This window comes from Streptomyces sp. Y309 (assembly GCF_056712025.1).
Genome location: NZ_CM160048.1, coordinates 2603719 through 2629273 on the forward strand (window position 1 = coordinate 2603719; position 25555 = coordinate 2629273).

At 68.4% G+C, this 25555-nt stretch carries 17 protein-coding genes; 11 read left to right on the top strand and 6 right to left on the bottom strand.

The features are described from left to right. The first annotated feature begins 36 nt into the window (after positions 1-36). From AC0KTA_RS09650 to AC0KTA_RS09665, 4 genes are read left to right on the top strand one after another with little or no spacing between them, the layout of a single operon-like run. Positions 37-609, top strand: coding sequence for a hypothetical protein (locus AC0KTA_RS09650; RefSeq protein WP_481054702.1), 573 nt, complete (start codon positions 37-39; stop codon positions 607-609). Next, positions 606-1307 carry a hypothetical protein gene (locus tag AC0KTA_RS09655; RefSeq protein WP_481054703.1) on the top strand — a complete coding sequence of 234 codons (702 nt, stop codon included), beginning with the start codon at positions 606-608 and terminating at the stop codon, positions 1305-1307. The genes AC0KTA_RS09650 and AC0KTA_RS09655 overlap by 4 nt, the downstream gene beginning before the upstream one ends. After that, positions 1307-6139 (top strand): putative T7SS-secreted protein, encoded by a 4833-nt coding sequence (locus tag AC0KTA_RS09660; RefSeq protein ID WP_481054704.1) that lies wholly within the window; start codon positions 1307-1309, stop codon positions 6137-6139. The genes AC0KTA_RS09655 and AC0KTA_RS09660 overlap by 1 nt, the downstream gene beginning before the upstream one ends. Continuing rightward, complete coding sequence (locus AC0KTA_RS09665) at positions 6121-6459, top strand: hypothetical protein (protein WP_481054705.1); 339 nt, start codon at positions 6121-6123, stop codon at positions 6457-6459. Before AC0KTA_RS09660 ends, AC0KTA_RS09665 begins: the two co-directional genes overlap by 19 nt. Positions 6460-6623: 164 nt before the next feature. Here AC0KTA_RS09665 and AC0KTA_RS09670 read toward each other — a convergent pair whose 3' ends face one another. The 4 genes from AC0KTA_RS09670 to AC0KTA_RS09685 all read right to left on the bottom strand — a co-directional run bounded on the left by AC0KTA_RS09670 (position 6624) and on the right by AC0KTA_RS09685 (position 10699). Then, a complete protein-coding gene (locus AC0KTA_RS09670) occupies positions 6624-6929 on the bottom strand; it encodes a WXG100 family type VII secretion target (RefSeq protein WP_481054706.1) in 306 nt (101 codons plus the stop codon). Between the two features lie 59 nt (positions 6930-6988). Continuing rightward, positions 6989-7327 carry a WXG100 family type VII secretion target gene (locus AC0KTA_RS09675; RefSeq protein ID WP_481054707.1) on the bottom strand — a complete coding sequence of 113 codons (339 nt, stop codon included), beginning with the start codon at positions 7325-7327 and terminating at the stop codon, positions 6989-6991. Positions 7328-7395: 68 nt separating this feature from the next. After that, positions 7396-8556 (bottom strand): S8 family serine peptidase, encoded by a 1161-nt coding sequence (locus AC0KTA_RS09680; RefSeq protein ID WP_481054708.1) that lies wholly within the window; start codon positions 8554-8556, stop codon positions 7396-7398. Positions 8557-10246: 1690 nt separating this feature from the next. Continuing rightward, entirely contained in the window at positions 10247-10699 is a 453-nt protein-coding gene (locus tag AC0KTA_RS09685; protein ID WP_481054709.1) for a hypothetical protein, read from the bottom strand. A 354-nt stretch (positions 10700-11053) separates the two neighbouring features. On the opposite strand from AC0KTA_RS09685, the gene AC0KTA_RS09690 reads away from it, so the two are divergent. The 3 genes from AC0KTA_RS09690 to AC0KTA_RS09700 are packed head-to-tail and all read left to right on the top strand — an operon-like array spanning position 11054 to position 14425. Next, positions 11054-11569 (top strand): hypothetical protein, encoded by a 516-nt coding sequence (locus tag AC0KTA_RS09690; RefSeq protein ID WP_481054710.1) that lies wholly within the window; start codon positions 11054-11056, stop codon positions 11567-11569. Continuing rightward, positions 11569-13818, top strand: coding sequence for a hypothetical protein (locus AC0KTA_RS09695; protein ID WP_481054711.1), 2250 nt, complete (start codon positions 11569-11571; stop codon positions 13816-13818). Before AC0KTA_RS09690 ends, AC0KTA_RS09695 begins: the two co-directional genes overlap by 1 nt. Positions 13819-13849: 31 nt before the next feature. Beyond that, positions 13850-14425 carry a hypothetical protein gene (locus AC0KTA_RS09700; protein ID WP_481054712.1) on the top strand — a complete coding sequence of 192 codons (576 nt, stop codon included), beginning with the start codon at positions 13850-13852 and terminating at the stop codon, positions 14423-14425. Between the two features lie 20 nt (positions 14426-14445). Here AC0KTA_RS09700 and mycP read toward each other — a convergent pair whose 3' ends face one another. After that, entirely contained in the window at positions 14446-15714 is a 1269-nt protein-coding gene (mycP, locus tag AC0KTA_RS09705; RefSeq protein WP_481054713.1) for a type VII secretion-associated serine protease mycosin, read from the bottom strand. Positions 15715-15734: 20 nt separating this feature from the next. Further along, on the bottom strand, positions 15735-17276 hold the full coding sequence (gene eccB, locus AC0KTA_RS09710; RefSeq protein ID WP_481054714.1) for a type VII secretion protein EccB: 1542 nt from the start codon (positions 17274-17276) through the stop codon (positions 15735-15737). 176 nt (positions 17277-17452) lie between these two features. Between eccB and eccE the strand changes: the two genes are divergently transcribed. The 4 genes from eccE (at position 17453) to AC0KTA_RS09730 (ending at position 25532) form a co-directional block, all read left to right on the top strand. Next, positions 17453-18778, top strand: coding sequence for a type VII secretion protein EccE (eccE, locus tag AC0KTA_RS09715; RefSeq protein ID WP_481054715.1), 1326 nt, complete (start codon positions 17453-17455; stop codon positions 18776-18778). Further along, entirely contained in the window at positions 18778-19560 is a 783-nt protein-coding gene (locus AC0KTA_RS09720) for a hypothetical protein (protein ID WP_481054716.1), read from the top strand. Before eccE ends, AC0KTA_RS09720 begins: the two co-directional genes overlap by 1 nt. Positions 19561-19894: 334 nt before the next feature. Next, entirely contained in the window at positions 19895-23182 is a 3288-nt protein-coding gene (locus AC0KTA_RS09725; protein WP_481054717.1) for an SCO5717 family growth-regulating ATPase, read from the top strand. 397 nt (positions 23183-23579) lie between these two features. Further along, entirely contained in the window at positions 23580-25532 is a 1953-nt protein-coding gene (locus AC0KTA_RS09730) for an ABC transporter substrate-binding protein (protein WP_481054718.1), read from the top strand. Positions 25533-25555 lie beyond the last annotated feature (23 nt).

Sequence of the window (25555 nt, forward strand, 5' to 3'; positions counted from 1 at the left end):
GAGGCGCCGCCGGTCCGGGAGGTGGGGGGGCCGCTCATGGGCGGTGATGAGGAGGACATAGCCGGCACAGCCGGCACAGCCGCGAGGCCGGTGCGGCGGTCGCGGCTGGCGGATCTGGCGGACATGACGGTGCCGGTACGGGCGGCATCGGAGGCCGCGTCCCCGGCGCCCTCGCCCCCGCCCCTGGCGCCCGGGCCTCCGGCACCGGATGTCGACGTTGCTGCCGCTGCCGCTGCCCGAATACGCCGGGAGTTCGCCGTACTGCTCGGTGAATTCCGGCGCACGGCGGTGCTGCTGCCGCTGGGCGCGGACGGCTCCCCTCTCGTGTCGGATCGCGACGGCCTGCGGTGGCTGTACGCGTTCTCGGATGAGGCGGCCCTGGCCCGCTTCGCGCTGGCGCGGGGCGAGACGGCACGCGCCTGGAACTATCAACGCCTCCTGGGTGCCCGTCTGTTGGATGCCGTGGTTCCGGCGGCGGGCGTGCCGTGCGGCGTGGCGCTCGACGTGGGCAGCGAGGGGCACGAGGTGCTGTTTCCGCCGGTCCTGGGCATCGTGCCGGATGCGGCGGCCGTGGACGCGAACGGGGACGACGGGGAGGAAGCGCAGTGAGCCAGGGTTTACCGGACCTGCAGACAAGCGGCCTGAAGCAGATAGCCCAGGGCATCACCCTGGCGCTCGACGAGCTCAAGGAACTCGGCATGGTGGGCGAGGCCGGTGCCGGGCGCGGCTTCGGTGACATCGCCCTGACGGGACTCGAGATGGGGCACGGCGGCCTGACCGCCGACTTCAAGACGTTCTGCGAGCGCTGGGAGTGGGGGGTGCGGTCCCTCGTCAACGAGGGGAACAAGTTCGCGCAGGGGGTGGGGCTTTCCGCGGGGACGTTCCACGAGACGGAGAAGTACGTGGAGGGCTCGCTCAAGATCGTCGTGAACGCGGCGAACCCCGGGGGCAGCCCCTACGCCACCGAGGACGAGATCACGCAAAAGAGCTGGGGGGAGCTGGCCGAGCAGCGCCCGTTCTCCGATCCGGACTACAGCGCGGATTCCTTCAAGGACGCCAAGGACAACATCGCGCAGGGCTGGAAGGACGCGGCCCGGGACGGGGCGACCTCGCCGCTGCTCGGAGACGCGCCGCAGGCCGTGACAGGCATGAGCGACGAGGAGTACGAGGCCGAGCTGGACGAAACGTTCGGTCCCTCGCCCGAGCAACGGGCCGAAGATGCCGCCCGTCACCAGAACCAGGACCAGAACCAGAACCAGAACCAGGACCAGGACCAGGACCGGCAGGGCGGCGGCGGTACGGACTGATGGCCATCGGCGACAGCATCGGCGGCGCCTTCGACAAAGGCCTGGACATCGCGAAGGACGGCCTCGGCGACGCGAAGGACGCCGTGGGGGAAGGCGTCAACTCCGGCCTGGGGAAGCTGGAGGACGGCTGGGACACGGCGAAGAGGTACGCGGGCGAAGGCATCGAGTGGGGCGGCGGCCAACTCGGCGACGGCCTCGACTTCGTCGGCGCGCACGGCGCCGCGGACGCGGTCGAGGACTACACCGACGGCCTCGCCTCCGGCCTCGGCGCCGACGTCGACGAGCAGCAGCTGGGCGAGACCGAGGAGGCCGACGAGCTGGTCCACGGCAACCCCGGCGCGATCCGCCGGAGCGCCGGGCATCTGAAGGACTTCGCCAAGGCCTTCGACAAGGTCGGTGGCGGCATGCGCAGCCTCGACTCCTCCCACTGGCGGGGCGAGGCGGCCGACACTTTCCGTGAGAAGTTCGCCGTGCACCCCACCAAGTGGGCGCACGCGGCGGACGCCTGCGAGCAGGCCGGGCAGGCCCTGTCGACGTACGCGGACACGGTCAAGTGGGCGCAGGGGCAGGCGCAGGACGCCGTCGACCTGTACAAGAAGGGCAAGCACACCTCCGACCGTGCGGTGGAGGCGTACAACAAGCGTGTCCAGACGTACAACGCGGCGATCATGCTGGACAAGGACCCCGGCCCCCGCCCGGAGCCCTTCAAGGACCCGGGCAAGGCCGACATGGAGCGCGCCCACGAGATCCTCGCCGAGGCGCGCCGCCAGCGCGACGAGGCGGGCCGCGTCGCGGCGGCCGTGGTCAAGGCCGCCCTCACGCACGCCCCCGCGGAACCGCCGCCGCTGGCCCGGCTGAAGTCCAACGGCGTCGACGTCATCAAAGGGACGGGCCTAGAGCTCACTCACGTCTCGGGCGGCGTCCTGAAGGGAACCGCCGGCCTGGTCAACACCGCACGCGGCCTCAACCCGCTCGACCCGTACAACATCACGCACCCCGCCGAGCACGCGCAGAACGTGCAGACGACGCTGGCCGGGCTCGTCTCCGCGACGACGCACCCGGACCGCACGGCGAAGGACATGTACGAAACCTTCAAGAAGGACCCGTCCGAGTTCGGGGGGAGGCTGTTACCGGAGGCGATCGGAACCAAGGGGGCGGGACTCGCGCGGGGCGGTGTCAGAGCCGGCGCCAGGCGAGGGATGGGGGACGCGGCGGAGTCGGCCGGGCGGGGTGGGGCACGCGATGCCGTCGGCGACGACCCTGCGCAGCGGGCACGCCAGGAGGGCGTGGAGAGCCGGGGCACGGACCCCATCGACCTCGCGACCGGCAAGATGTACCTGCCGCAGACCGACGTCACCTTGCCCGGCACACTCCCCCTCGCCTTCAAGCGGCGGGTCGAATCCGGCTACACGCTGGGCCGCTGGTTCGGCCCGTCCTGGTCGTCCACGGTCGACCAGCGCCTGGAGATCGACTCCGAGGGCGTCGTCTTCGTCACCGAGGACGGCCTGCTGCTCCCCTACCCGCACCCCGCCCCGGGCCTCCCGACCCTGCCGAGCCACGGTCCGCGCCGGCCCCTTGACCGCGTGGACGGCGGCTACACGATCACCGATCCGGCCACTCTGCGGGTGTGGCACTTCGCCGACCGCGGCGACGACCTGGCCGTCCTGGAGCAGATCGACGACCGCAACGGCAACTGGATCACCTTCGAATACGACGCCGAGGGCGCCCCGCTGTCCGTCGTGCACAGCGGGGGCTACCACGTCCGCCTCACCACCGAATCCGGCCGCGTCACCGCCCTGCACCTTGTGGGGGCGGTCCCCGACGGCACGGACCAGGAGCTGGTGCGCTACGGCTACACCGACGGAGATCTGACGGAGGTCGTCAACTCCTCGGGCCTGCCGCTCCGCTTCACATACGACGAGGCGGGCCGGGTCACTTCGTGGACGGACACCAACGGGCGCGGCTACACGTACGCGTACGACGACCAGGACCGGTGCGTGGCCGAGGGCGGCGCCGAGGGCCACATGAGCCTGCGCCTCACCTACGAGGAGCCGGACCCGGCGACCGGCCTGCGGACGACGACCACCACGACGGGCGCGGGCCACACCCGCCGCTTCCTGATCAACGAAGCGTGGCAGGTGGTGGCCGAGGTCGACCCGCTAGGCGCGGTCACGCGCTACGAACGGGACCGCTTCAACCGCCTGCTGTCCCGTACGAATCCGCTGGGCCACACCACATCGTTCCGCTACGACGAGGCGGGCAACCTCCTCGCACTCGTACGCCCCGACGGCCGTGAGGCGAAGGCGGAGTACAACGAACTGGGCCTGCCGACCCGCGTGGTGACCCCGGACGGCCAGGTCTGGCGCCACACGTACGACGAGCGAGGCAATCGCACCTCGTCGACCGGCCCGTCCGGCATGACCACTGACTTCACGTACGACGAGGCGGGCCGCCTCACGTCCGTGACCGACCCCCTCGGGAACACGACGACGGTCTGCTGCGACCGGGCCGGGCTCCCGCTGGAGACGGTCGACCCGCTCGGCGCGGTGACCCGCTACGAGCGCGACGCCTTCGGCAGGCCGATCGCTGCCGTGGACGCGTTGGGCGCGACGACGCGCCTGGAGTGGACGGTGGAGGGGCACCTCGCCCGGCGGGTGGCGCCGGACGGGACGGCGGAGTCCTGGACGTACGACGGCGAGGGCAACTGCACCACGCATGTGGACGCCCTGGGCGCCGTCTCCACGTACGAGTACACCCACTTCGACCTGCTGACCGCCCGCACGGGCCCGGACGGAGTGCGCTACGAGTTCACACACGACGCTGAACTCCGCCTCACGCAGGTCACCAACCCTCAGGGCCTGACGTGGAGTTACGCGTACGACGGGGCGGGCCGCCTGATATCGGAGACGGACTTCGACGGCCGCACACTGACGTACGACCATGACGCGGCGGGCGGCCTGCGCTCCCGCACGAACGCGCTCGGCCAGACGGTGAGCTTCGAGCGCAACGCCCTGGGCCAGGTGACGCGCAAGGACGCCGACGGCCGGGTCACGAGTTTCGCGTACGACCTGACGGACCAGTTGGCCCAGGCCACGGGGCCGGACGACACGACGCTGGTCCTGCTCCGCGACCGCTTCGGCAGACTGCGGTCGGAGTCGGTCGACGGCCGCAAGGTCACGTACGTGTACGACGCCTTGGGGCGCCGTACGGGTCGCACCACGCCCTCCGGGGCGACGAGCACGTGGACGTACGACGCGGCGGGCCGCCGCACGCAGCTTCTGGTGTCGGGCCGCGCCATCGACTTCACGTACGACGCGGCAGGGAGCGAACTCACCCGCCACATAGGCGAGTCCGTCACTTTCACCAATGCCTTCGACGACCTGGGCCGCCTGACCGCCCAGTCGGTCACCGCGGCCGACGGCCACTCGATCCAGCACCGCGCGTACGCCTACCGCGCGGACGGCAACCTCATCGGCATCGACGACCAGCTGAACGGCGCCCGCCGCTTCGACCTGGACGCGGCGGGCCGCGTCACCGCGGTGCACGCGGCGAACTGGACGGAGACGTACGCGTACGACGAGGCGGGCAACCAGACGACGGCGAACTGGCCTTTGTCGCACCCGGGCCATGAGGCGACGGGCGCCCGCGCCTACACGGGCACGAGGATCACGCGGGCCGGCACGGTCCGCTACGAACACGACGCCCTCGGCCGCGTCACCCTCCGCCAGAAGCCCCGCCTGTCCCGCAAGCCGGACACGTGGCGCTACACGTGGGACGCGGAGGACCGCCTGACGTCGACGGTCACGCCGGATGGGACGGTGTGGCGGTATACGTACGACCCTCTGGGCCGCCGCACGGCCAAGCTCCGCATGGCGCAGGACGGTTCGACGGTCAAGGTCACCGAACGGGTGGACTTCACGTGGGACGGGACGACGCTGTGCGAACAGACGACGAGCAGCCCCGAGTTGCCCCATCCGGTCACGCTGACGTGGGACCACCAGGGGCTGCGCCCTATTGCCCAGACGGAACGCATAACAGCCGCCGATCCTGCTGACGCACCTGGTGCGCTGGACGCACCACAGGCCGAGATCGACTCCCGCTTCTTCGCGATCGTCACGGACCTGATCGGGACGCCGAGTGAACTCGTGGACGAGCAGGGCGAGATCGCGTGGCGGAGCCGGGGCACGCTGTGGGGGACGACGGCTTGGGCGGCGGGCAGTTCGGCTTACACGCCGCTGCGGTTTCCGGGGCAGTACTTCGACCCGGAGACGGGGCTGCATTACAACTACTTCCGGCACTATGACCCTGAAACGGCTCGGTACGTTAGCCCCGACCCTCTCGGATTGACTCCAGCGCCAAACCCCGCGACCTACGTAACCAATCCACACGCCTGGGCAGACGTGCTCGGGCTTACTCCCGATGAGTGCGAGAACGGCGGGAGTTGGGATCCCGACGAAGAGCCATACCTCTACCGGGGTATCGGTCATGCCGATGAACGCAGCCCTGCGCAATGGATCAAAATGCATGAAGACGCTCAACGCGGGGTGGCTGAACCACTTGGCGGGCACTCTGATCCGCAAGCCCACGTGGGCGGCCGGACAGACAGTATCTTCACCTCATGGACGACCTACTACGAGGACATGGCGTTGGAGGAGAGTTACAGAGGAAATGGGCCTGGAATCGTATTGAGGATACCTAACGCGGACGGCCCGACATATTCCCGAGTGCCCGGTGTTTCATTCCCTTACGATGAGGGAGAAGTCCTCATTCGGGGACCTGTCAAGGGAGCGGAAGTCAGCATCAACGGAGGACCATGGATCAGCATAAAGTAAAGGAACTCGTCACTGCGGCAGCAGACGATGGCAGGTGCCCGCGGGAGCTGATCGAAACGATGTCGGGTATCACCTCCATTGAGGCAGGAGAAGTCTCACGGCTCAGCCTGTTGCATACGTACCGCCGTCGGCTCAAGAGAACCGAGAGCGGGTCCACTCTACAGACAGAAACTGCAGCACTCGTGTCACTCCTCGACGAATACCCTGAAGACGCACTCAACATGGTCAGCGTGAAACTGGAGGGCGATGGCTACCAGATGTTTCTCACTGATCTCCGCATGACGAAAATCATCTACTGGATGCGCATGTTCTCGCGATAGACCGGGGCGCCACGGAGAAGGGTGGTGACCCTGAATTCACGGGGCCGCTGGCCCAGGGCCAGCTGCCGTAAGCGCTCGGCTCAGCCCGTGCCTCGCTATGCCAACGCAACAGTACCGGGGTGGGCACCTCCCGCGCGCGCCCACCCCGATACTGTCACTCGACCTCACTGGAAGTAGCTGGCCCCCTTCAGGTCGCCACCCCGGTAATCACCGCCCGCTTGGCCGACCTTCTGGCCGATCTGCGTGAGGGCCGTGTGGATCGCCGAGGCGTGCTTGTCCCACTCCTTCTGCTTCAGGAGGTACGACTGGTGGGCTTCGCCTTCCCATCCTTCGGCGACCTTGGCCACGGCTCGCTTGATGTCAGCGAGGTCGGACTCCAACTGCTTGGCCTGAATGCCAAGTTCGGTGGTAATGGCGTCAAGTCCACCGTATTTGACTGCGAGTTCATCGAAGTTGTTGCCGCTTGCCATGCTTGTCCCATCCCCTGGTGGTTTCGGCCGGATCACGACGGCCCGGAGAACGGCTCAGCTCAGTAGCTGCTGATGGCCGAGTTTTTGCCGCCGTAGTCCACGTCGATACTGTTCATGGTCGCGCGGATCTCGTCCTCAAGCCGGTCCTTGTCCTTGCGGTTGGCGCTGATGCCGTCCAGGAAGTCCACGAGGATCCGGCCAATCGCCTGCATGTGCTGGTTGATCTCGGTCTGCTTCTTGTCGAAGGCGTGCGCACCGATGCCGCGCCAATTGGCTTCCATGGTGTCAAGCGTCCCCTGCAAACGCCTGAGCTGCTTCTGGACCGAGTCGTACTTGTCGACGATCTCCTTCTCAAGGAGCGCGACCTCTTTGTCATTTAGCTTCCGGCCGTCGGCCATGAGCGGGTTCTCCTTAGCATGAGCTGTCGGGGCGATCACTGAGTCTGTGCTGCGCGTGCCTGAACTGCTCAGGCGCTACGCCGATTTCGGACCACGGCGAAGGCTCCACCACCGATGACCGCGGCAGCAGCGACAGCTCCGACAACGATCCACAACTGGCTGTCGTTGTCCTCGGACTTCGAGCTGGACACTGACGCCGCAGCCTCGCCCCCCGCAGCGCCTTTGGAAGGTTGTGACGTCGGCGCCGAAGACTCTTTCGAGGACGAGGAAGGCGAGCTTCCCGCGACGGGGGTCTTCTCGTTCGTGAGGGGGTCAACGCCCGCAGGGCCAGGTTTCCCCTTGCCCTTCACCAGGTGCCAGGACGGGCGAACCAGTCCGTAGCCCAGGTAGTCGCTGGGCTTGTCCTTCGGCCAGCTGCGACTTGCGGTGTCGATCAGGACGCGGAGGACTTGGTTGGCCGTCCAGTCGGGGTGCTTGGACCAGATGAGGGCGGCGGAGGCGGAGGCGAGGGCGGTGGCAGCACTGGTTCCCCGTCCGTTGTCGCAGTACGAACGGAAGGTCGCATCGCACCATTCAGGGATGTCCAGGCCCGGCGCCGCTAGATCCACGTAGTCGCCGAACTCTGAGAAGCGCGCGACCTTGCCGGTCTTGTCGGCGGCGGAGACTCCGACGACATTTCGGTATGCCGCGGGGTATCCGACGAAGTTCTTCTTCTCCGCATCATTTCCGACACCCGCGAACATCAGCTTCCCTTTCGAGAAGGCATAATCCACCGCGTCCTTCTCATCTGGGTACATGAAGTCAGAGCCGATGGACATGCTGATGATCTGCGCATCGCTGTCTGCAGCAGCCCGAATCGCTTCGGCGCTGTCACTCCCCTTCTTACCGTTGACACCGTCCAGGCTGGTGCGAAAGGCGATGACTTCGGCTCCGGGTGCCAAACCCTTGAGCCCTCCACCTCGGCCGGAGCCCACAATCAACTCCGCCATCGTGGTTCCGTGACCGTCGTAGTCGTCTCTCGCCCCGCCCTTCAGACCCGTCACGTCTTCACCAGACAGCACCCGCCCTTCAAGAGAGGGCGTTTCCGCGACACCGCTGTCGACAACCGCGATCTTGATTCCCTGGCCAGTGCTGGTCCTCCACATGGCGTCGGCGCGCATCGCCTTCAAATACCACTGCTTCGACTCAACGTCGGCGCCGACCGCGCTCGGTGCCAGCCCCACAGACATCGCGATGAAAGCACTTACCGCCGAGCCTGCGGAGGCGACACGTCTCCCTGCGCGGCCCGACAAGAGCGCGGACCTTCCGCCATCTCGGCCAACCCCTGAATCCACGCCCAGCACGTCCTCACTCGCCATCAGTCGATCACTGGCGGCACATGGCGCCGCCCTCCAGGCAGATGCGTCTCTTCGTCCTCGACCACGTAGTCGGGCTGTTGCGAGACCTCATCCTCTTGCTGTTCAGAGCGCCGACGGTTGCCCACAGGACCACGTACGAGTCCCGTGCCACCCACGGTGAATCCGCTCCTGCGGCCGCCCACCACGGACGTACGCTCCTTGGGGGTCCCAACCACGCCATCAGGGTTGCTGACGGGCCGCCGGGGCATCTGTCCCCTCCCACCCGTTCCGTGGGGCGCCGCTCCCATGACTCCGCGCTGTCCGACGGGACCCGCCCCTGCTCGCGCCTGGCCAAAGCCTTCCGTGGGCCGCCCTCCTACGATGCCGTTGGCGCGCGGGGCGCCTGTGGTGCCCTGAGCCCCGGGGCGGCTGATCGGCACGTTGCCTGGCTGTGCCGTTCCGCCAGTGATGCCGCGTCCAACGGGGGGCTGCACGGGCGCCGTCGGGCCGCTGACGCCTCTTCCTTCTGCCGCCGGCGCACGCCCTACCGGGCCTGAGGGGCCACGCCCTGGCCCCTCAGGCACCCTTCCAGGGTGCCCCGGGACCACTCGTCCGGGCGCGGGCATCGTCGGCTTCACGTCTCCGCCACGACCGGGCGCAGGCGGGGTAGGGCCAACGACCGGAAGAGGCCCGATCGGAGGAGGCGGCGGTCCCCCAAGGCCCGTCGGACCTGGAGATGGAGGCAGAGGACCAGGGCCCGGGTTACTGGTCGGCGGGGGCAACGTTCCGACGCTGTCGATCGTCGTGCGATCAGGGACCGCACGGTCAGGGACCGTTCCGGTGGGACTGTCAGGGACAGTACCGGCAGGCCGATCAGCAGACGGCGTCGGACTGGTCCCTTCGCTGCGAGGTGGGACGGAATCGCCCGCCCCCTCGGGGCCCGACATCCCGAAGTCGGTGGAACGGCGAGGCCCCACCGGAGTGTCACCGACGGAAGTAGCAGGAGGCACGGCACTCCCCGTCTCGCCAGCACCGAGACGTCCCTTGTCCGGCCTAGGCATCCCCACATTCGGCATTGCCGAAAACGTGGGCGGCTCCTGCCCCGCCATCTCGTCCTGAGACACCCGATAGAACGACGCCAACCGGTTCATCTGATTGATCGCCTCTTGCCGGTGCTTCTCGGCCTTCACGGCGGCTTCGTAGTCCGCGTTTCCGTCCACCCTTTTGGGCGATGGAATGTCCTCCACGGCCTTGGGGTCGGTACGCGTGTCACGCGGCGGCATGGAACTGCGCACGGACGCCAACCCCGCGCCAGCCGACGCGATCTGCGCGCTGGCGACCTCAGCGAAGTCAGAGAGCTTGTGTGTGTCCTTGACGAGTTGCTTGCCCCACTTGCGGAACGCGCGCCCGGCTTCACCCTCCCAGTCGACGCGGTCGATGTGCTCGCCGAGTTCGCCGGCCGCCGCCGCGATCGCGTCGCGCGCCTTCTTTAGTGCCTGGCCCGCGCTCTCCAGGTCGGCGGGGTTCGAACTCTCGACCATGTCGACCATGTCGTTGAGGCGATGTCCGTCGAAGCTCACCGCTACCACCCATATTCCGACTTGTCGCTGCCGTGACCGCCTCGCTCGTCGGCCCTTCCGCCGGACGCACGCCCGTCCGCTGCCTGAGGACGGCAAACCTGGGCCTGAATCGCCCAAAACCGCTGCCGCAACTCGTCCTCAAGGTTGTCGAAGCCGACATCCGCGCCATGCACGGCGATCCCCATGGCTTCGATCTGGTCACCGAGCATCTTCGAGAGTGAGGTGAGCCGCTCGTGCACCCGGTCGTACTGCGAGTAGAGGCCGTCGGCCTCAGGGAACGGGGCCGCCTCGCCGCTGAAAGAGGCGCGGGCGATCTTCTGGTCGCGGACCTTGGACGTACCGCCGTCCGATCCCTCGAACTCGGTGAGGAGCGCGTCGATGCGGCGCCGGAACTTCTTCAACGCCTCTAACCCACGCTTGAGATCCGCGCCCGCCGACGGCGGCGCGGAACTCATGTAGCCATCCTCACGCACGATGCCCCCATCGTTCCCCGTTGGCCTCAAAGTGCGATCGCATCGGGCCTTGACCACCCGCCACTCGCCCATCGCACGCTCGTCACTCTAGCCACACTCAGAGTCACATCCAACCGACCTTTGCGCCACGGCAGTTGCAAACTGGCCATGACACGCATTCGGATGATCGCGCTCTATTCGCACACACGTATAGAGCCTGGCCCAGAGGCCGGGAGCCCCTCCGCGGAGGTGTCGTGAATCAGACAACTCGGCGGCATGACGAGCGAGTTGCTACGTTGAGCAGCAAAGCTGTCAGTCGTTGGAAGCAACCGGTACGTACGGGGGTGGCACGCGACCGTGGCGTGGGAAGAGTGGGAGCAGCTCAAGGCGCAGGCGGCGGAGCGGCAGTCAACGCGCATGCAACTCAACCAAGTTGAGCCCGGCATGGGAGGTGGCCCCGGAGCGACGCCGTCGGCGTACGGCGACCTGGCGGTTTCCCAAGCCGATCTGGCGAAGATCGGTGAGCATGCCTTCGGACTCTTCGACCGACTGAGCGACAAGGCGCGTGTCGCCATCCCCAGCAGCCGCAAGGCCGCGGGAGACCTTGCGCAGCAGGGCTTCGCGCTCGGGGGCGGGCTCCAGCACGTCGCGAAGCGCTGGGAGGAGCAGCTCAAGTCGCTCACAGACGCGTGCGCTCACATCTCCAACCACATGCGCGTCACGAAGAAGCTGCACCAGGGCGACGAGCACTACATCCGACGGCAGTTGAGCCGCATCGACGTCCTTGACGCCGGCTTCGACGAGCGGGTCGGTAAGCCCGGCGAGAAGAACCCCGTGTATCTGCCGCCGCCGAGCGAGAAGAAGGACGACTGATGGATCTCGACGCGCTCCGATTCGCCAAATTCGCGGCGTTGGATGACGCTGTCGACGACTGGTCGACCTTGGTGGACAGCTTGGAAGAGTTGAAGAGGGACGCCGACAAAGGGCTTCGGGGCGCCGCAAACAGGGCGAGTTGGGCGGGCGTCAACGCCACTGTCTCAAAGGAGTTCATCGGCAAGACCGCCGGAGAGTTCCAGGACGCTCACACGCAGGCCAAGTCCATTCACAGGATTCTGCTGGACACTCGGGACGAGCTGAAGCGCCACCATCGTCAGCTCAACGACGCCATCGAACGGGGCCTGAAGAAGAATCTGACGGTCATCCCGACGAGCGGCGGGGGCTTCACCGTACGAATGAACATCCACCCCGATCGCGCGGGGAAGGGAACCGACCTCCCCGACCACAGCGAGGGTGATGTGACCGCGCTGCGTGACGAGATCCAGCGGATCCTCGATGACGCCACCGAGAGCGACACTTCGGCCGGCAAGGTCCTCAAGGCGATCGCCGACCAGAGTACGCACGGCTTCTCCGAGGCGAAGTACAAGGACCGGGACAGTGCGGTCGCCGCCGTGGAGAAGGCCGACGAACTGTCGAAGCTGGCCAAGAAGGATCCGCAGGATCTGTCGGTCCGAGAGTTCGACAAGTTGCATGGCGGGTTGAAGGCGTACGCGCACGATCCGCTCTTCTCGGAGCGCTTTGCCACGAGACTCGGGGCGAAGGGGACGCTGGAGTTCTGGGCCGGCGTCAATGAGCCCGGAACCAACCCGGACTTGAACGACCACCGCCAGGGCAAGTTCGGCGACCTGCAGAAGTATCTGAGCCTTACTCTCGCGTCCGCCACGCAGAGTGATTCTGCGGGGATGGTGGACTGGACGCGACAGATGGTGGACCAGGGCGGCCAGCCCGTCCGCACCAACAGCGGCCCCCTCGGGTTCCAGGTCATGAGCAACCTCATGCGGTGGGGCGACTACGACGACAGCTTCCTGAACAATTACGGCAACGCACTCATGGAGACCGAGAAGCGGCTGACCGACAACGGCGAGCGTGGGGCGTGGCGGAGCACCCCCAACTCGCCGTACCTCAACCGAACCGGCAGCGATACGGGCTGGGACCCTATGACGGGTTTCCTCAAGGGCTTGTCGAACAGTCCCGGTGCGGCGACGCCTTTCCTCAACGGCACTTTCACGTCGAAGGGAGATGGGCAGGACACAGAGGTCTCGAACTTTCAGTACCTGTTTGAAAAGCGGGACTGGCCTGCCGAGGAAAGCCCCGACGGCGAGCCCAGCAACACCGGGCGGAACAACCTGGCGCTGGCACTCGAGGCGGGCACGACCGGTCACCCGGCGGGTGAACTTCCCACGGCCGACACCCCGCCCCACACCGCGGAACAGGCCCGGCTCATGGAGAGCGTCGTCTCCTCCGTTTCCCGGAACAACACGCTCCTCACCGAACATCCCTACATGGCAGACAGCTTCGGACAGATGGCTTCCGAGTACCTGCACGACATGAACCGCTCGATGACGAATGATTCGGACGGGGATACGGACCGGCTCTTCCCGATCGTCGGCGAACCGGCGGACTTCCAGCATCGCGACGTGACCCGTTTCCTCTTCACCGTGGGCCAGCATCCCGAGGGCTACGCGGCAGTTGAAGTGGGCCAGAAGTCGTACATGGCGCAGCTCATGGCCCACCACCTCGACCCCGCGCTTCCGGCGGACCAGCGTTATGCACAGAATCCGCAGTTCGTCGTCGAGAACGTGGCCAATGGGTCCGGCGAAGTGGCCGGGACCCTTGCGCAGGGGCGGGCGGAGGCGGTCGCAGGGGAAGCTGCGGAAAAGGACAAGGCTTATGAGGAGTCCGTGGCGCGGTGGAAGGACGGGATCTCAGGCGGCATCGGTACTGGTATTGGCGTAGGCACCGCCTATATCGCCAGCCCGGTCGGCGGGGCGGTGGTCGGCGGAGTGGCGGAGACGGTAACCAGTGCAGTTCTTGAGGATTTGTTCAAGAACGCGGAAGGAAAGGCCAAAGGGGATGCCGGGCTCATCATGGGCGAGAGCTGGGATGCAGGCATGAAGGAAAGCGCCCAGTATGTCGAGACAGCTGCAGAGCGAGCAGCAAAGGAGCACCGCAGGACTGACCTCCCCGATGCCGGAGAATGGTCACGCGGGGCTGCGAGACGCGGATTCATGCTGTCGGAGTCGAGCGTGAACGCCATGGCTCCGGACCTTAAGACGGATATCTAGAATCGCCCCCTGCAGAGAGAGGATTTCTCTTTTGAGCCTGCGTCACGACCGGGTTAGATTCTCAGGCCGTTTCCAGCGAACCCTTATCTGGGGGGCCGCGACAGCCCTGGTAGCTGCGCTGGCAGGATGTTCGAAAGACGGGGACAAGGAGGAAAGAAACTACGCGGCCCCGGACTCTTTGTGCGGCGTCGACGTGAACTCGGACCTGCTGTCGCCGTTCCTGCCGCCGGGAGACCAGGTATCCGCGCAGCGATCGTTCCCCAACGCGGGGACCGAGCGATGTACCGTAATCGTGGACAAAAGCAAGGTAGCGATGTTCGCCGACCAGGAATGGATCTCAGAAAGAGAGGACCTTCTCTTCGCGGCCCCATCTTCTGTCCGACGGGATCCTGACCACGTGACAGAGAATGAGAAGTATCTGTACGCAGGCGTGGGGGCAGCCGGCAGAACCAATGACTGTGCCGACCCGGCGCACCCCGATCAGCGCTTGTTCACCATCATTCAATCGTTCACACGCGACCGTGAAGACTCCCGCACCATGGGGAAACTCATCAAGGCCTACACCAAACAAGTCGAACAGTCGAAGGCCTGTCACCCCAAGCCGTAAAGGGGCCGGCACGCCCGTCGTCAACCGCCCTGCCGCCGCCTCCGCGCATCCCGCAAAGTAACCCCCACCCCACCAAGCCCCACCACCACAACCAGCGCCCCCACGGCCACGTACGTGGAGAGGCGGGCCGTTCGTTCCTCTGCGGTTTCGCCGAGGTGTAGCTCGGCGGCGCTCGGGGCCTTGCCGCGTACGACGCCTTCGCGGGACGTCGGTCGCTCGATCGGGTGGTCGTCCTCCGTGAGGGCGCGGACCGGGTCGACCACGCCCCAGCCGACCAGGCGGTCGTGGCCCGCGATGGAGCGTTCGGCGGTCTGCTCGATCTGGGCGGTGATCTGGCGGGCCGTCCAGTTGGGGTGCTTGGCCTTGATGAGGGCCGCGAGGCCGGCGACGTACGGGGCCGCGAAGCTGGTGCCGTTGTCTGAGCAGTGCCCGTCCCCCGGGACGGTCGAGATCATGTCCACGCCGGGAGCCGCCACGTCCACGAACTTGCCCGACTGGGAGAAGGGGGCCCGTTCGTTGTTGCGGTCCGATGCCGCGACCGCGAGGACGCCCTCGTACGAAGCGGGGTACGTCCGCTTGACGTTGCCGCCCAGGCCGTCGTTGCCCGCCGAGGCGACGATCACGCGGTTCTTGTCGAGCGCCTTGTTCACTGCCTCTTGGAGCCGCGGAGCGGGCTTCACCGCGTTCGCCGTGTCCTGCGAGATGTTGATGACATCGGCGCCCTCTTTGACCGCGTGGTCGATGGATTGCGCGAGGGTTTCTGTCGTTCCGTGGCCCTCCGCGTCGTTCTGTTTGATGGGGATGATCGTCGCCCCGGGGGCCAGCCCCACGAAGCCCGTGCCCTTGGCGGGGCGCGCCGCGATGATGCCCGCTACACGCGTGCCGTGGCCGACCGTGTCCGTGGTGCCGTTCGGCTTGCCCCGATCCAGCTTGTTGCCGTTCTCGTCCTTGAGGTTCTTGGCGAGAAAGTTGCCACCGCTGGACGCGTCCACCGCATGCTTGAGCTGCGGGTTCTTGATGTCCACGCCGGTGTCGATCACCGCCACTCGCATGCCCTTGCCCGTGGACTGACGCCAGAGCTCGTCGAGGAGGACGCGCTGCAGCGACCACGGTCGGCCCGCGTACTTCTTGGACGGGAACTCGCACTGGTCCGGGGAGAACGGCTCCGCGGCAGCGGGAGTCGCGGTCGTCACGGTCGTCGCGATGACAACCAGGGCGGCGGCCATCGTCGCCGCCGTCCGCGCCCATGAGTGGGTGCGAGGACAGCGGGCCGGAGATGTGTACGACATCGTGGGACTCCCTCAAGCCCTCAAGAACCCTGCGGCTGCCGTGCCGCCGCCGTCGACAGGCGGGGGCCCGTGGGGAGGAACTTGGCCCACGCCGCGGGCACCCGGCCCACCTCCGCGTCGCCGTAGCCGAGGCGGGTCTGGGCCTGCTGGGCCTCCTGGTCCTGCTGTTCCTGCCGCTTCCGCTGCTTGCGCTGCTTCTTGGAGGTGCCGATGCCCGCGTCGTCCGTGGCACTGTCGCTGTTGGACTGCATCGCATACCGCAGGCCCGTGTCCGTGACCAGGAAGACTCCGCCCGACTTCGTGTCCGTACCGGTGAACTGCCGGTAGAGCTGGCCCGATCCGGGCGTGACGTACGCGCTGGACGAGCCGGTGGGGAGGGGTGCCGGGAAGTCCGGGCCCGTCCACGTGCTCAGCGTGGTGGAGCCGTCGTCGTCGACGTGGCGTAGGACGTTGCAGACGGTGTTGCGGCTGTCGGGCGCGGTGGAGGCCTCGCGGGGCGTCCTCGGCCGCTCGGTCGGCCACGTGTGCTCCGCGCCGAACTCCTCGGAGTCGGGCCTGATGTCGGCGGCGCTGATGTCGCGGGCGTTGCCCCCCTGCCCCACACCTTTCAGCTCGTCGCTGCTGAGGAGCAAGTGCGCGGTGAAGTCGGAGACGGGTGCCACGCGTCCGGGCAGGACGACGTAGTACCGCCAGGTGTCCCCGTCCCGCGCCCGGAGAACCATGCCCACCCTGTCGGCCGCCCGGTCCTGGAGACCCTCGACCTTGGCATCGGCCCCTGGGACGCCGTCCACATCGGGGAAGACGATCCGGTCGCCGAACCGCAGGGTCGCGAGCCACTCCCTGGACACGCGCTGCGGCTGACGGGTGGAGCCCACGACCGTACGCAGGAGCAGCTCGTTCTCCGCGGAGATCCGGTACGCGTTCCCGCGCGCATCGACCACATACCGGGCCTTGTCAGGCCCCACCACATACAACAGCTCCCCACCCCGCAGCCGTTCACTGCCGTCGGTCCTGTCCCGCTCGCGTGCCGCCAGCACGAACGCCGCCTTCTGGATGGCGCGGCCGCCCTGGACGGGGCGCTCGCACACCGCCCAGCGCTTGGCGGCGCCGGCCTCGGAGGCGGAGGGCAGGCGGTCGGGGGCGTAGGGGATACCGATCGTGGCGCCGTGCGGGAGCTTGCCGTTGTCGAGGACGGACTCGTCGACCTTGATGACATCGCCCTTGCCGGCGTCGAGGAGGAGCTTCGCCGACGCCATGTTGAGGACCGGGTGCAGCTGGCGTTTGCCGTCGGTGTTGAGGATGACGTAGCGGGTGGTGGACTTGCTCGCGATGATCACGTGTTCCTTGGGCTTGTCCCAGCCCGGCTTGGCCGCGGGCTTCAACATTCCCCACGCGCCGAAGACCGCGAGGACGACCACCCCGACGATCAGGCCGGGCACCACCGCGCGCAGGGGGCGTGGGGCGCTCTCCTCCGAGCCCGAGGGCGAGGGCTGGATGAAGGCGGCGAGCGCGCGGCGCTTCGCGAAGGTGTAGGCGTTGAGTTCGTCGCGGCGTGATGCCATGTGCGGCTGCTTCCCCCTGTCGTCGCTGGGGGGTGCTCGGCCCCCACCCCTCAGTTGTCAGACCGAGCCTCTACTATGCCTGTTGTGTAATCGCGCGTGTGGGGTGGGTTAGGTTTCGGGGTTTCAAGTGCCCTGTGCACCAGGGCAATTCGGGAGATTCAACCGGGGGTGGGCTCATGGTTTCCGGCACACGGACGCGGGTACGGGGGCGGTCGGGACCCGGAGTTCAAGGGTCTCCCGGGGCCGTCGCCCCGGATGCGCCGCAGTCCGGGCGAGCCGTCGTCCTGCGCCTCCGCCCGCCATCGGCGCGGTTAGGGCCGTTTCGCTTGCAACGGCTGGTCTTCGTGGAGGTCGCGGCCGCTCTGCTGGTGACCGGCTGGGTCGTGGGCGGCCCGTCGGCCATGGGGCTCGCGGCGGGCGTCGCGGCAGTTCTTGTGCTGCTCGCTGTCGTACGCCGCCACGGGCGCTCGCTGCCCGAACTCCTCGGTACCTCACGAGCATTGAGGGATCGCGGCCGACGCGCGGCCGAGTCTCCGATACCAGCGGGGACGGACCCCGCATTCGCTCCGGCTCTCGAGTGCGACCCGTCCCTGCGGACGTACACCCATCGCGGTCGGGACCGGCGCGAAGTGGGCATGGTGGGCGACGGGACCTTCCTGTCCGCCGTGCTGCAGATCGAGTCGGACGGCACCGCCTTGCGCGTCGAGCACAGCCGCCGACCTCTGCCCCTGGGCCTGGTGCGGGACACCCTCGAAGTGGACGGGATCCGGCTGGAGTCGGCACAGATCGTGCTGCACACTCAGCCCGCGCCCGCACTTCACCTCCCCCAGCAGTCCGTGGCCGTCAGCAACTACGCACCCCTGCAAGCGCAGACGGGTGCGCCTGCGGTGCGTATCACGTGGATCGCCTTGAAGTTCGCCCCGGAGCTCTGCCCCGAGGCCGTGGAGGCGCGTGGCGGCGGGCTCGCCGGAGCGCAGAAGTGCGTCATGCGCGCCGTGGACCATCTGGCAAGTCGGCTTGCGGGCCAGGGCTTTCGGGCGTCGGCCCTGAGCGAGGAGGAACTGGCCGCCGCGATCGCGACCTCGGCCTGCGCCAATCCACTGGTGACGGCACAGTCCGGCCGCGACGAAGTGCCGCAGCGGCGTACGGAGGAGTCCGCGCGCGCATGGCGCTGCGACAACCGCCGGCACACGACCTACTGGGTACGGCGCTGGCCGCAGTTGGGCGGCGCGACCGGCGTGACGCTGCCTCAGCTCGTCACCTTCCTCACCGCCGTTCCGACTCTCGCGACCACCTTCAGCCTCACGTTGAGACGCGACGGACAGCGGGAGGTCTCGATACGGGGCCACGTACGTGTGACGGGGCGCAGCGACCCCGAACTGGAGGCGGCTCGGCACGCGTTGGAGCAGGGCGCCCGGCAGTCAGGAGCCGGGCTCGTGCGGCTCGACCGTGAACAGCTGCCCGGCATGCTCGCCACTCTGCCGCTCGGGGGAACTCGCTGATGGCCACGACATCGACCACCCCCGGCTCCGCATCGAGCCCCACGCCTCCGCCGCCGTCGGCGGGCGCCAGGCTGCGGGCCGTCGTGCGCGGAGGGTTCGGGCTGCTCGGGCCGCGCCACGGTCAACACGCCCTGGCAGCCGGGCAAGTGGACGCGCTCGCCCTGCCCATAGGGGACGACGGTGTGGTCGTCGGCGTGGACGCGCAGGACCAACCCGCGGTCCTCGGGTTCAACCGGCCCACCCCCTATGACGTGCTGCTCATCGGCGGGCTCTGGACCGCGCAGGTGATCGCCCTGCGGGCGGCGGCCACCGGCGCCCGCGTGGCCGTGGAGACCGGGCGTGCGACGGCATGGGCGCAGCTCGTGCAGGCGCTCGGGGTCGGGCCGAGCGGGATGTCCGTGCACGACGTGGGGCGGGTGCCGGCGCAGGGGGCTTCGGCCGGGAGCCCGGTGTTGGTGGTGCGGGACTGTGGGATGCGGCCGCCTCGGGGGCGCGTCGTGTCCGGGCCCTGGCAGTCCGTGCTGACGCTCTTGCCGTATCTGAGTCCCGTGGCCCCCCGGCTCGTCCGGCAGGCGCGGCTCGTGGGGGTGCAGCGGGTCTCGCCCGATGAGGCGGCCCAGGTCGGCAGGCTCCTCGGGCTGCCCCGCGCGGACGTGGAGTCCCTGCCGACGCTCGCCGACGGCGTGACGCTGTGGTGCGCCGAGCGCGACCGGCAGTACGTGATGACTCGGGCCACCGACGCGGAGAACGGGTTGTTGGGGACGGCTCGGCGGATGGATTGATGCGTGGGGTGGGTGCGGTTCTCAGTCGGGCCGGGATTCGGGGCGGGTGCGCTTGTGGGGTTTTGGGGTGGATAAGGGGTGACTTGATGGCTTCAGGGGGATTGGGGCGGGCTGGCCGGGGTTGAGTGGAGGGTGGCGTACGGGACTGCGAACGTGGGGTGGACTGGCCTGCCGTGCTCGTGCTTTTGGTGATTAGGCTGGGACAGGGCGCGATGTCAGAACCCGCGAGGGGGGTGTGCGCGTCCCGCACACGGGGAGAGCCAGGCGGATCGGACGACAGGAACGGTCGCCCCCCACCACGGCACGAGCGTGCTCGACCACACCAGGAGGCATTGTGAACAGCGATCGGGACAAGATCCGCGGCGGCTGGGACACACCCGTCGACGATCAGTCCGACGCGGAGTCCGCTGCCGAGACGACGGGCGAGTTCACCATCGACTACGCCCCTCCCGCCTGGTACACGCAGAACGCGTCCGGCAGTGCGGGGGAGACGCCCTCCGCGGCGCCCGCCTCCTCTGCTTCTTCCGGTTCTTCGTCCGGTTCTTCGTCCGGTTCTTCGTCCGGTTCTTCTTCGGGTTCTTCTTCCGGCTCCGAGGCGGCTGCTGCTTCCACCTCCGGCTCGGCTCCGGCTCCGGCTCCGGCCGGTTCCGCGGAGTCCGGGGAGTCCGGGGAGTTCGAGGCCTCTTCCGGTTCGGATGCTTCTTCGGGGGCGGATGCTTCTTCCGGTGTTTCGGCCGTCGCCGTGCCCAAGCTTCCCGTCGGCAGCGGGTTCCAGCTCGCGCCGCCCGCGCCCCTGACGCCGCCCGCTTCCGGTGGTGCGGCGGACTGGAACGGTGCCGTCGCGGGGGTCGCTTCCTCTGTTCCGGTACGTGATGTGGGGGACGGGAGCGGTGAGGGCGAGGACGCCCCCGTCGCCGAGAGCCTGGGGGGTGGTGACCTCGAGAGTGGCGCCACCATGCGCTTCTCCCCCGCCGCCCTGCGGCGTGAGATGGCCGAGCGTGACGCGGCCGGTGAGCGTGACGCGGCCGACGACGAGGTTGGTGCGAGCGAGACCGCGGGAGGCGAGGACGCCGACGGCTCGTCCGCCGACGGCTCGTCCGCCGACGGCTCGTCCGCCGACGGTGCGGCTGCCGAGGATGCTGCTGCAGCTGCTGCAGAGGTCCCTGTCGGTGCTGACGCGGATGGCGATGATGCTGGTGAAGCAGACGCCGGTTCACTCGTCGACGCCGCGGAGGATGGTGAGGGCGAGTCTGCGTCTGAGGCAGCCAGCCAGGTCGGCGATGGCGATGCCTCGCCTCAGGATGCTGTGCCTCAGGACTCCGTCCCTGACGTGACGTCGGAGCCCGAGGCTGATGCTGATGCCGAGGCCAAGTCCGAGGTCAAGCCTGAGCCCGAGCCCGAGCCCGACGGTGCCGCCCGCGTCGATGACGTACAGGACTCCGTTCCGCCCGCGTGGACCCCGCCGCCGCCCGCGCCGGAAAGCGGGCTTCCGCCGCTGCCGCCCGCGTTCCAGCCTGCCGCGCCGACCTCCGCCCCGCAGTGGCCCGTGCCGACCACGCAGGCCCCGGCAGCACAGGACCCGGCCCCGCAGCCGCCGGCGCCGCAGGCCTGGTCCGCGCCCACCGCGCAGCCGCCCGCGCCCGCCCCGGCCGCCGAGACCTCCGCTCCCCCACAGAGCGGGTACGGCTTCCCCGCCCCCGGCCCGACCGCTGCTTCGGGTGCGCCCGACTCCCCGGCCCCGCAGGGCAGTTACGGGTTCCCCCAGGCTCAGCAGCAGCCGCAAGCCATGCCTCCGGCTCAGGCCCCAGCTCCAGCCCCGGCCCCGGCCCCGGCCGCCGACGCGCAGCAGGCCCCCCAGCCCTCCGCCCCCGTACCGCCGCAGCAAGCCGCACAACCTCAGGCCCAGCCCCAAGCGCAACCCCAACCGCAGGCCCAGCCTCAGTTGCCGCACCAGGCGCAGTACGGCCAGGGGCAGCAGCCGCAGGTGCCGGGCCAGTTCCCGGGGGCGTACCAGCCGCAGCCCGCACAGCCGCAGCCCCAACAGCCCTTCCAGCAGGGGCCGTTCCCGCAGCCCCAGGGCCAGCAGCCGTTGCCGCCCACGCAGCCTGTGCAGCCCGCTCAGCCGCAGGACCAGCCCCTGCCCGCAGCCCAGCCGGGCCAGCCCCTGCCGCCCGCCCAGCAAGGCCCCCCGCAGGGCCAGCCCCAGCCCCCGACCCAGCAGCACCCGCAGGGACAGCAGCCGTACCCGCAGGGGCAGCAGCAGCCGTACCCGCAGGGGCAGGCCGCCGGTCAAGCGGCGCCGCCCGTCGACCCCCGTGCGGGAGCCGCCTGGCCGCAGCCCGTGCAGCACGATCAGCGGGAGCGGACCAACCCGGGCGCGCCCCTCGGGTACACCGCCGCCGTCGAGCTGTCCTCCGACCGGCTGCTCAACAACAAGAAGCAGAAGGCGAAGAGCAACCGGCCGGCCGGCGGCTCGCGGTTCAAGATCGGGGGCAAGAAGGAGGAGGCCGAGCGGCAGCGGAAGCTGGAGCTGATCCGTACGCCTGTCCTGTCCTGCTACCGGATCGCCGTCATCTCGCTCAAGGGCGGCGTCGGCAAGACGACCACGACCACCGCGCTCGGCTCGACGCTCGCCAGCGAGCGGCAGGACAAGATCCTCGCCATCGACGCCAACCCGGACGCCGGTACGCTCGGGCGACGCGTGCGGCGTGAGACCGGCGCGACCATCCGCGACCTGGTGCAGGCGATTCCGTACCTCAACTCGTACATGGACATCCGGCGCTTCACCTCGCAGGCGCCGTCCGGGCTCGAGATCATCGCCAACGACGTCGACCCGGCCGTGTCCACGACGTTCAACGACGAGGACTACCGGCGCGCGATCGACGTACTCGGCAAGCAGTACCCGATCATCCTGACCGACTCCGGGACCGGGCTGCTCTACAGCGCGATGCGCGGGGTGCTCGACCTCGCCGACCAGTTGATCATCATCTCCACGCCGTCCGTGGACGGGGCGAGCAGCGCGTCCACGACGCTGGACTGGCTGTCCGCGCACGGGTACGCGGACCTTGTGTCGCGGTCCATCACCGTTATCTCCGGAGTGCGCGAGACCGGGAAGATGATCAAGGTGGACGACATAGTGTCGCACTTCGAGACGCGGTGCCGGGGGGTGGTGGTCGTGCCCTTCGACGAGCATCTGGCCGCCGGGGCCGAGGTCAATCTGGACATGATGCGGCCGAAGGTGCGGGAGGCGTACTTCAATCTTTCGGCGATGGTGGCCGAGGACTTTGTGCGGGCGCAGCAGGCTCAAGGGCTGTGGACTTCGGACGGTAACCCGCCGCCTCGGGTGGCTCCGCCGATGCCGGGGCAGGGGTATGCCCCGGGTGGGGGGCAGGTGTACGGGGCGGGGGCCCCGGGTGGGCCTGGTGGGCCGGGTGGGGTTGTGCCGCCTGCGCCTTCCGGCGGGGGGCAGGGGTGGCAGGCGTCCGGGCCTGGGCAGGCGCAGTCGTCCTCCGGCGGGGGGTACGGCTACCCCGTGCCGGGGCAGGGCGTGCCGCAGGGCGGTGGGGCGCCGGAGGCTCCGGCTCAGCCGCCGCAGGCTCCTGTCCAGCCGCCGCAGCAGTAGGACTGCCGTCAGCCGTTAGGGCCCGCACCGCCTCCGGGGGTGCGGGCCCTTGGCGTTGCTCGCCCCCCTACATATCGGCACCGTCGGCCTGGGGCTGTGCCCACCCGTGCCGCCCTGCGGCACGACTGCCCACAGCGGGGGAGGGGTCACAGCCCCCGCCAGCGGAAACCCTGCCCCCCACCAACTGCCACCCCCCGACCAGCGCGGCGTCAGTGGTCTTGACCAATGCGGATGAAATCCCGGTCAACTCGTTATTTCCGCAGGCCACATGGGGTTCACCGGCCGTTGACGCGCGATGACCGGCGCTGATACACACACATCAACCAACCGACGTTCCTTGATCACGTAGCCGTAACCAGCCATCTCTGCGCAAGCGATGACGCGAGGTCACCGATCCATGGACACACAAGATCAGCACGGCAGAACACGGTCATCATCAGCGGCCCCGGGAGGGGAAACGGGGCAGCCCCGTCGCGCCCCCAACACCCCGCGCGCCCGGCGCACGAGCCGCCCCCGCCGCCCCCGCGGCCTCCTCGCCGCCGCCGCGGCCGCCGCCTTCACCCTCACCGCAGGCCTTGCGACCCCGCTCAACCCGGCGCCGCAGCAGGCCGAGGCCCGGCCGGCCCAGGCCAAGGACGACGGGAAGAAGACCCTCACCGTCGCGGTGGCGCAAAGCGTCGACTCGCTCAGCCCGTTCATCGCGCAGCGCCTGCTCAGCACCAGCATCCACCGGCTGACGTACGAGTACCTCACGAACTACGACGTCAAGGACAACCACGCGGTCCCGGCGTTCGCCACCAAGTGGGAGCCGTCGGCGGACAAGCTCACGTGGACGTACACCATCCGGTCGAATTCCAAGTGGTCGGACGGGAAGAAGGCCACGGCGGAGGACGCCGCCTGGACGTTCAACAAGATCATGTCCAAGGAGGGCACCGCCTCCGCGAACTCCAACTTCGTCACCAATTTCAAGAAGGTGACGGCCCCCTCCCCCACCAAGCTCGTCATCGAGCTGAAGAAGCCGCAGTCGACCATGGCGGCGCTGGACGTCCCGATCGTTCCCAAGCATGTCTGGGAGAAGGTCGACGACATCTCCAAGTTCAACAACGACAAGGATTTCCCGGTCGTCGGGAACGGTCCGTTCATTCTCAGCGACTTCAAGGTCGATCAGTACGTGAAGCTGAAGGCCAACAAGAATTTCTGGCGCGGCGCGCCGAAGTTCGACGAGCTGGTCTTCAAGACGTACAAGGACCAGGACGCCGCGGTCGCGGCGCTCAGGAAGGGCGAGGTGTCCTTCGTCGCGGGCCAGCCCGCGCTGACGCCCGCTCAGGCGAACGGCCTCAAGGGCGAGTCGGACATCAAGGTGAACAACGGCCCTGGCCGCCGGTTCTTCGCCATCGCCACCAACCCGGGGGCCCGCACCCGGGATGGCAAGAAGTTCGGCGACGGCCACCCCGCCCTGCTCGACAAGCGCGTCCGCCAGGCCCTCTTCCTCTCCGTCGACAGGAAGACCATCGTCGACAAGGTGTTCCAGGGGAACGCGGTGGAGGGTGCCGGGTACATTCCGCCGCGCTTTTCCGAGTACTCCTGGAAGCCGTCCGCCGACCAGCAGCTGACGTACGACCCGAAGCGGGCGGCGCGGCTCCTCGACGAGGCCGGGTACAAAAAGAAGGGCGGAAAGCGGGTCGGGAAAGACGGAAAGCCGCTCGACTTCCGGATTCTGTGTCATGCCACCGACCCGAACGACAAAGCCGTGGGGAAGTATCTGAAGGAGTGGTGGGGCGACCTCGGCATCGGGCTCAAGGTGAACTGCCTCGACGACGTGTCCGTGCCCTGGTACGCGGGTGAGTACGACCTCGCCTTCGACGGCTGGTCCGTCAACCCCGACCCCGACTTCGTCCTCGGCATCCACACCTGCGCCGCGCTGCCCGAGAAGGCCAAGGAGAGCGCCGCGACGGACAATTTCATCTGCGACAAGAAGTACGACGAGCTGTACGAGAAGCAGCTCGCCGAGTACGACCCGGCCAAGCGCGCCGAGATCGTCAAGCAGATGGAGTCGTGGCTGTACGACTCGGGCTACATGAACGTCATCGCGTACCCGAACGCCGTGGAGGCCTACCGCACGGACCAGATCAAGTCGCTCACCACCATGCCGTCGGCCGCGGGCAACATCTACGGACAGGACGGCTATTGGAGTTGGTGGTCGGCGGTACCGGCGAGTGGGAAGAGTTCTTCCGATGGTGGCAGCTCGACCGGTGTCATCATCGGTATCGCCGTCGCCGCGGTGGTGCTCGCCGGCGGCGGAGCCCTGATCGCCCTGCGCCGCCGTTCGACCGCAGAGGACCGCGAGTAACGCATGGAACACCAGCGGATGAC

Excerpts from the sequence above, each read along its gene's own strand:
- eccB (WP_481054714.1), bottom strand. The coding sequence starts at position 17,276 with ATGGCATCACGCCGCGACGAACTCAACGCCTACACCTTCGCGAAGCGC.
- AC0KTA_RS09660 (WP_481054704.1), top strand. The coding sequence starts at position 1,307 with ATGGCCATCGGCGACAGCATCGGCGGCGCCTTCGACAAAGGCCTGGAC.
- AC0KTA_RS09720 (WP_481054716.1), top strand. The coding sequence starts at position 18,778 with ATGGCCACGACATCGACCACCCCCGGCTCCGCATCGAGCCCCACGCCT.
- AC0KTA_RS09680 (WP_481054708.1), bottom strand. The coding sequence starts at position 8,556 with ATGTCTGTGGGGCTGGCACCGAGCGCGGTCGGCGCCGACGTTGAGTCG.
- AC0KTA_RS09650 (WP_481054702.1), top strand. The coding sequence starts at position 37 with ATGGGCGGTGATGAGGAGGACATAGCCGGCACAGCCGGCACAGCCGCG.
- AC0KTA_RS09730 (WP_481054718.1), top strand. The coding sequence starts at position 23,580 with ATGGACACACAAGATCAGCACGGCAGAACACGGTCATCATCAGCGGCC.
- AC0KTA_RS09695 (WP_481054711.1), top strand. The coding sequence starts at position 11,569 with ATGGATCTCGACGCGCTCCGATTCGCCAAATTCGCGGCGTTGGATGAC.
- AC0KTA_RS09685 (WP_481054709.1), bottom strand. The coding sequence starts at position 10,699 with ATGAGTTCCGCGCCGCCGTCGGCGGGCGCGGATCTCAAGCGTGGGTTA.
- eccE (WP_481054715.1), top strand. The coding sequence starts at position 17,453 with ATGGTTTCCGGCACACGGACGCGGGTACGGGGGCGGTCGGGACCCGGA.
- mycP (WP_481054713.1), bottom strand. The coding sequence starts at position 15,714 with ATGTCGTACACATCTCCGGCCCGCTGTCCTCGCACCCACTCATGGGCG.
- AC0KTA_RS09665 (WP_481054705.1), top strand. The coding sequence starts at position 6,121 with ATGGATCAGCATAAAGTAAAGGAACTCGTCACTGCGGCAGCAGACGAT.
- AC0KTA_RS09675 (WP_481054707.1), bottom strand. The coding sequence starts at position 7,327 with ATGGCCGACGGCCGGAAGCTAAATGACAAAGAGGTCGCGCTCCTTGAG.
- AC0KTA_RS09670 (WP_481054706.1), bottom strand. The coding sequence starts at position 6,929 with ATGGCAAGCGGCAACAACTTCGATGAACTCGCAGTCAAATACGGTGGA.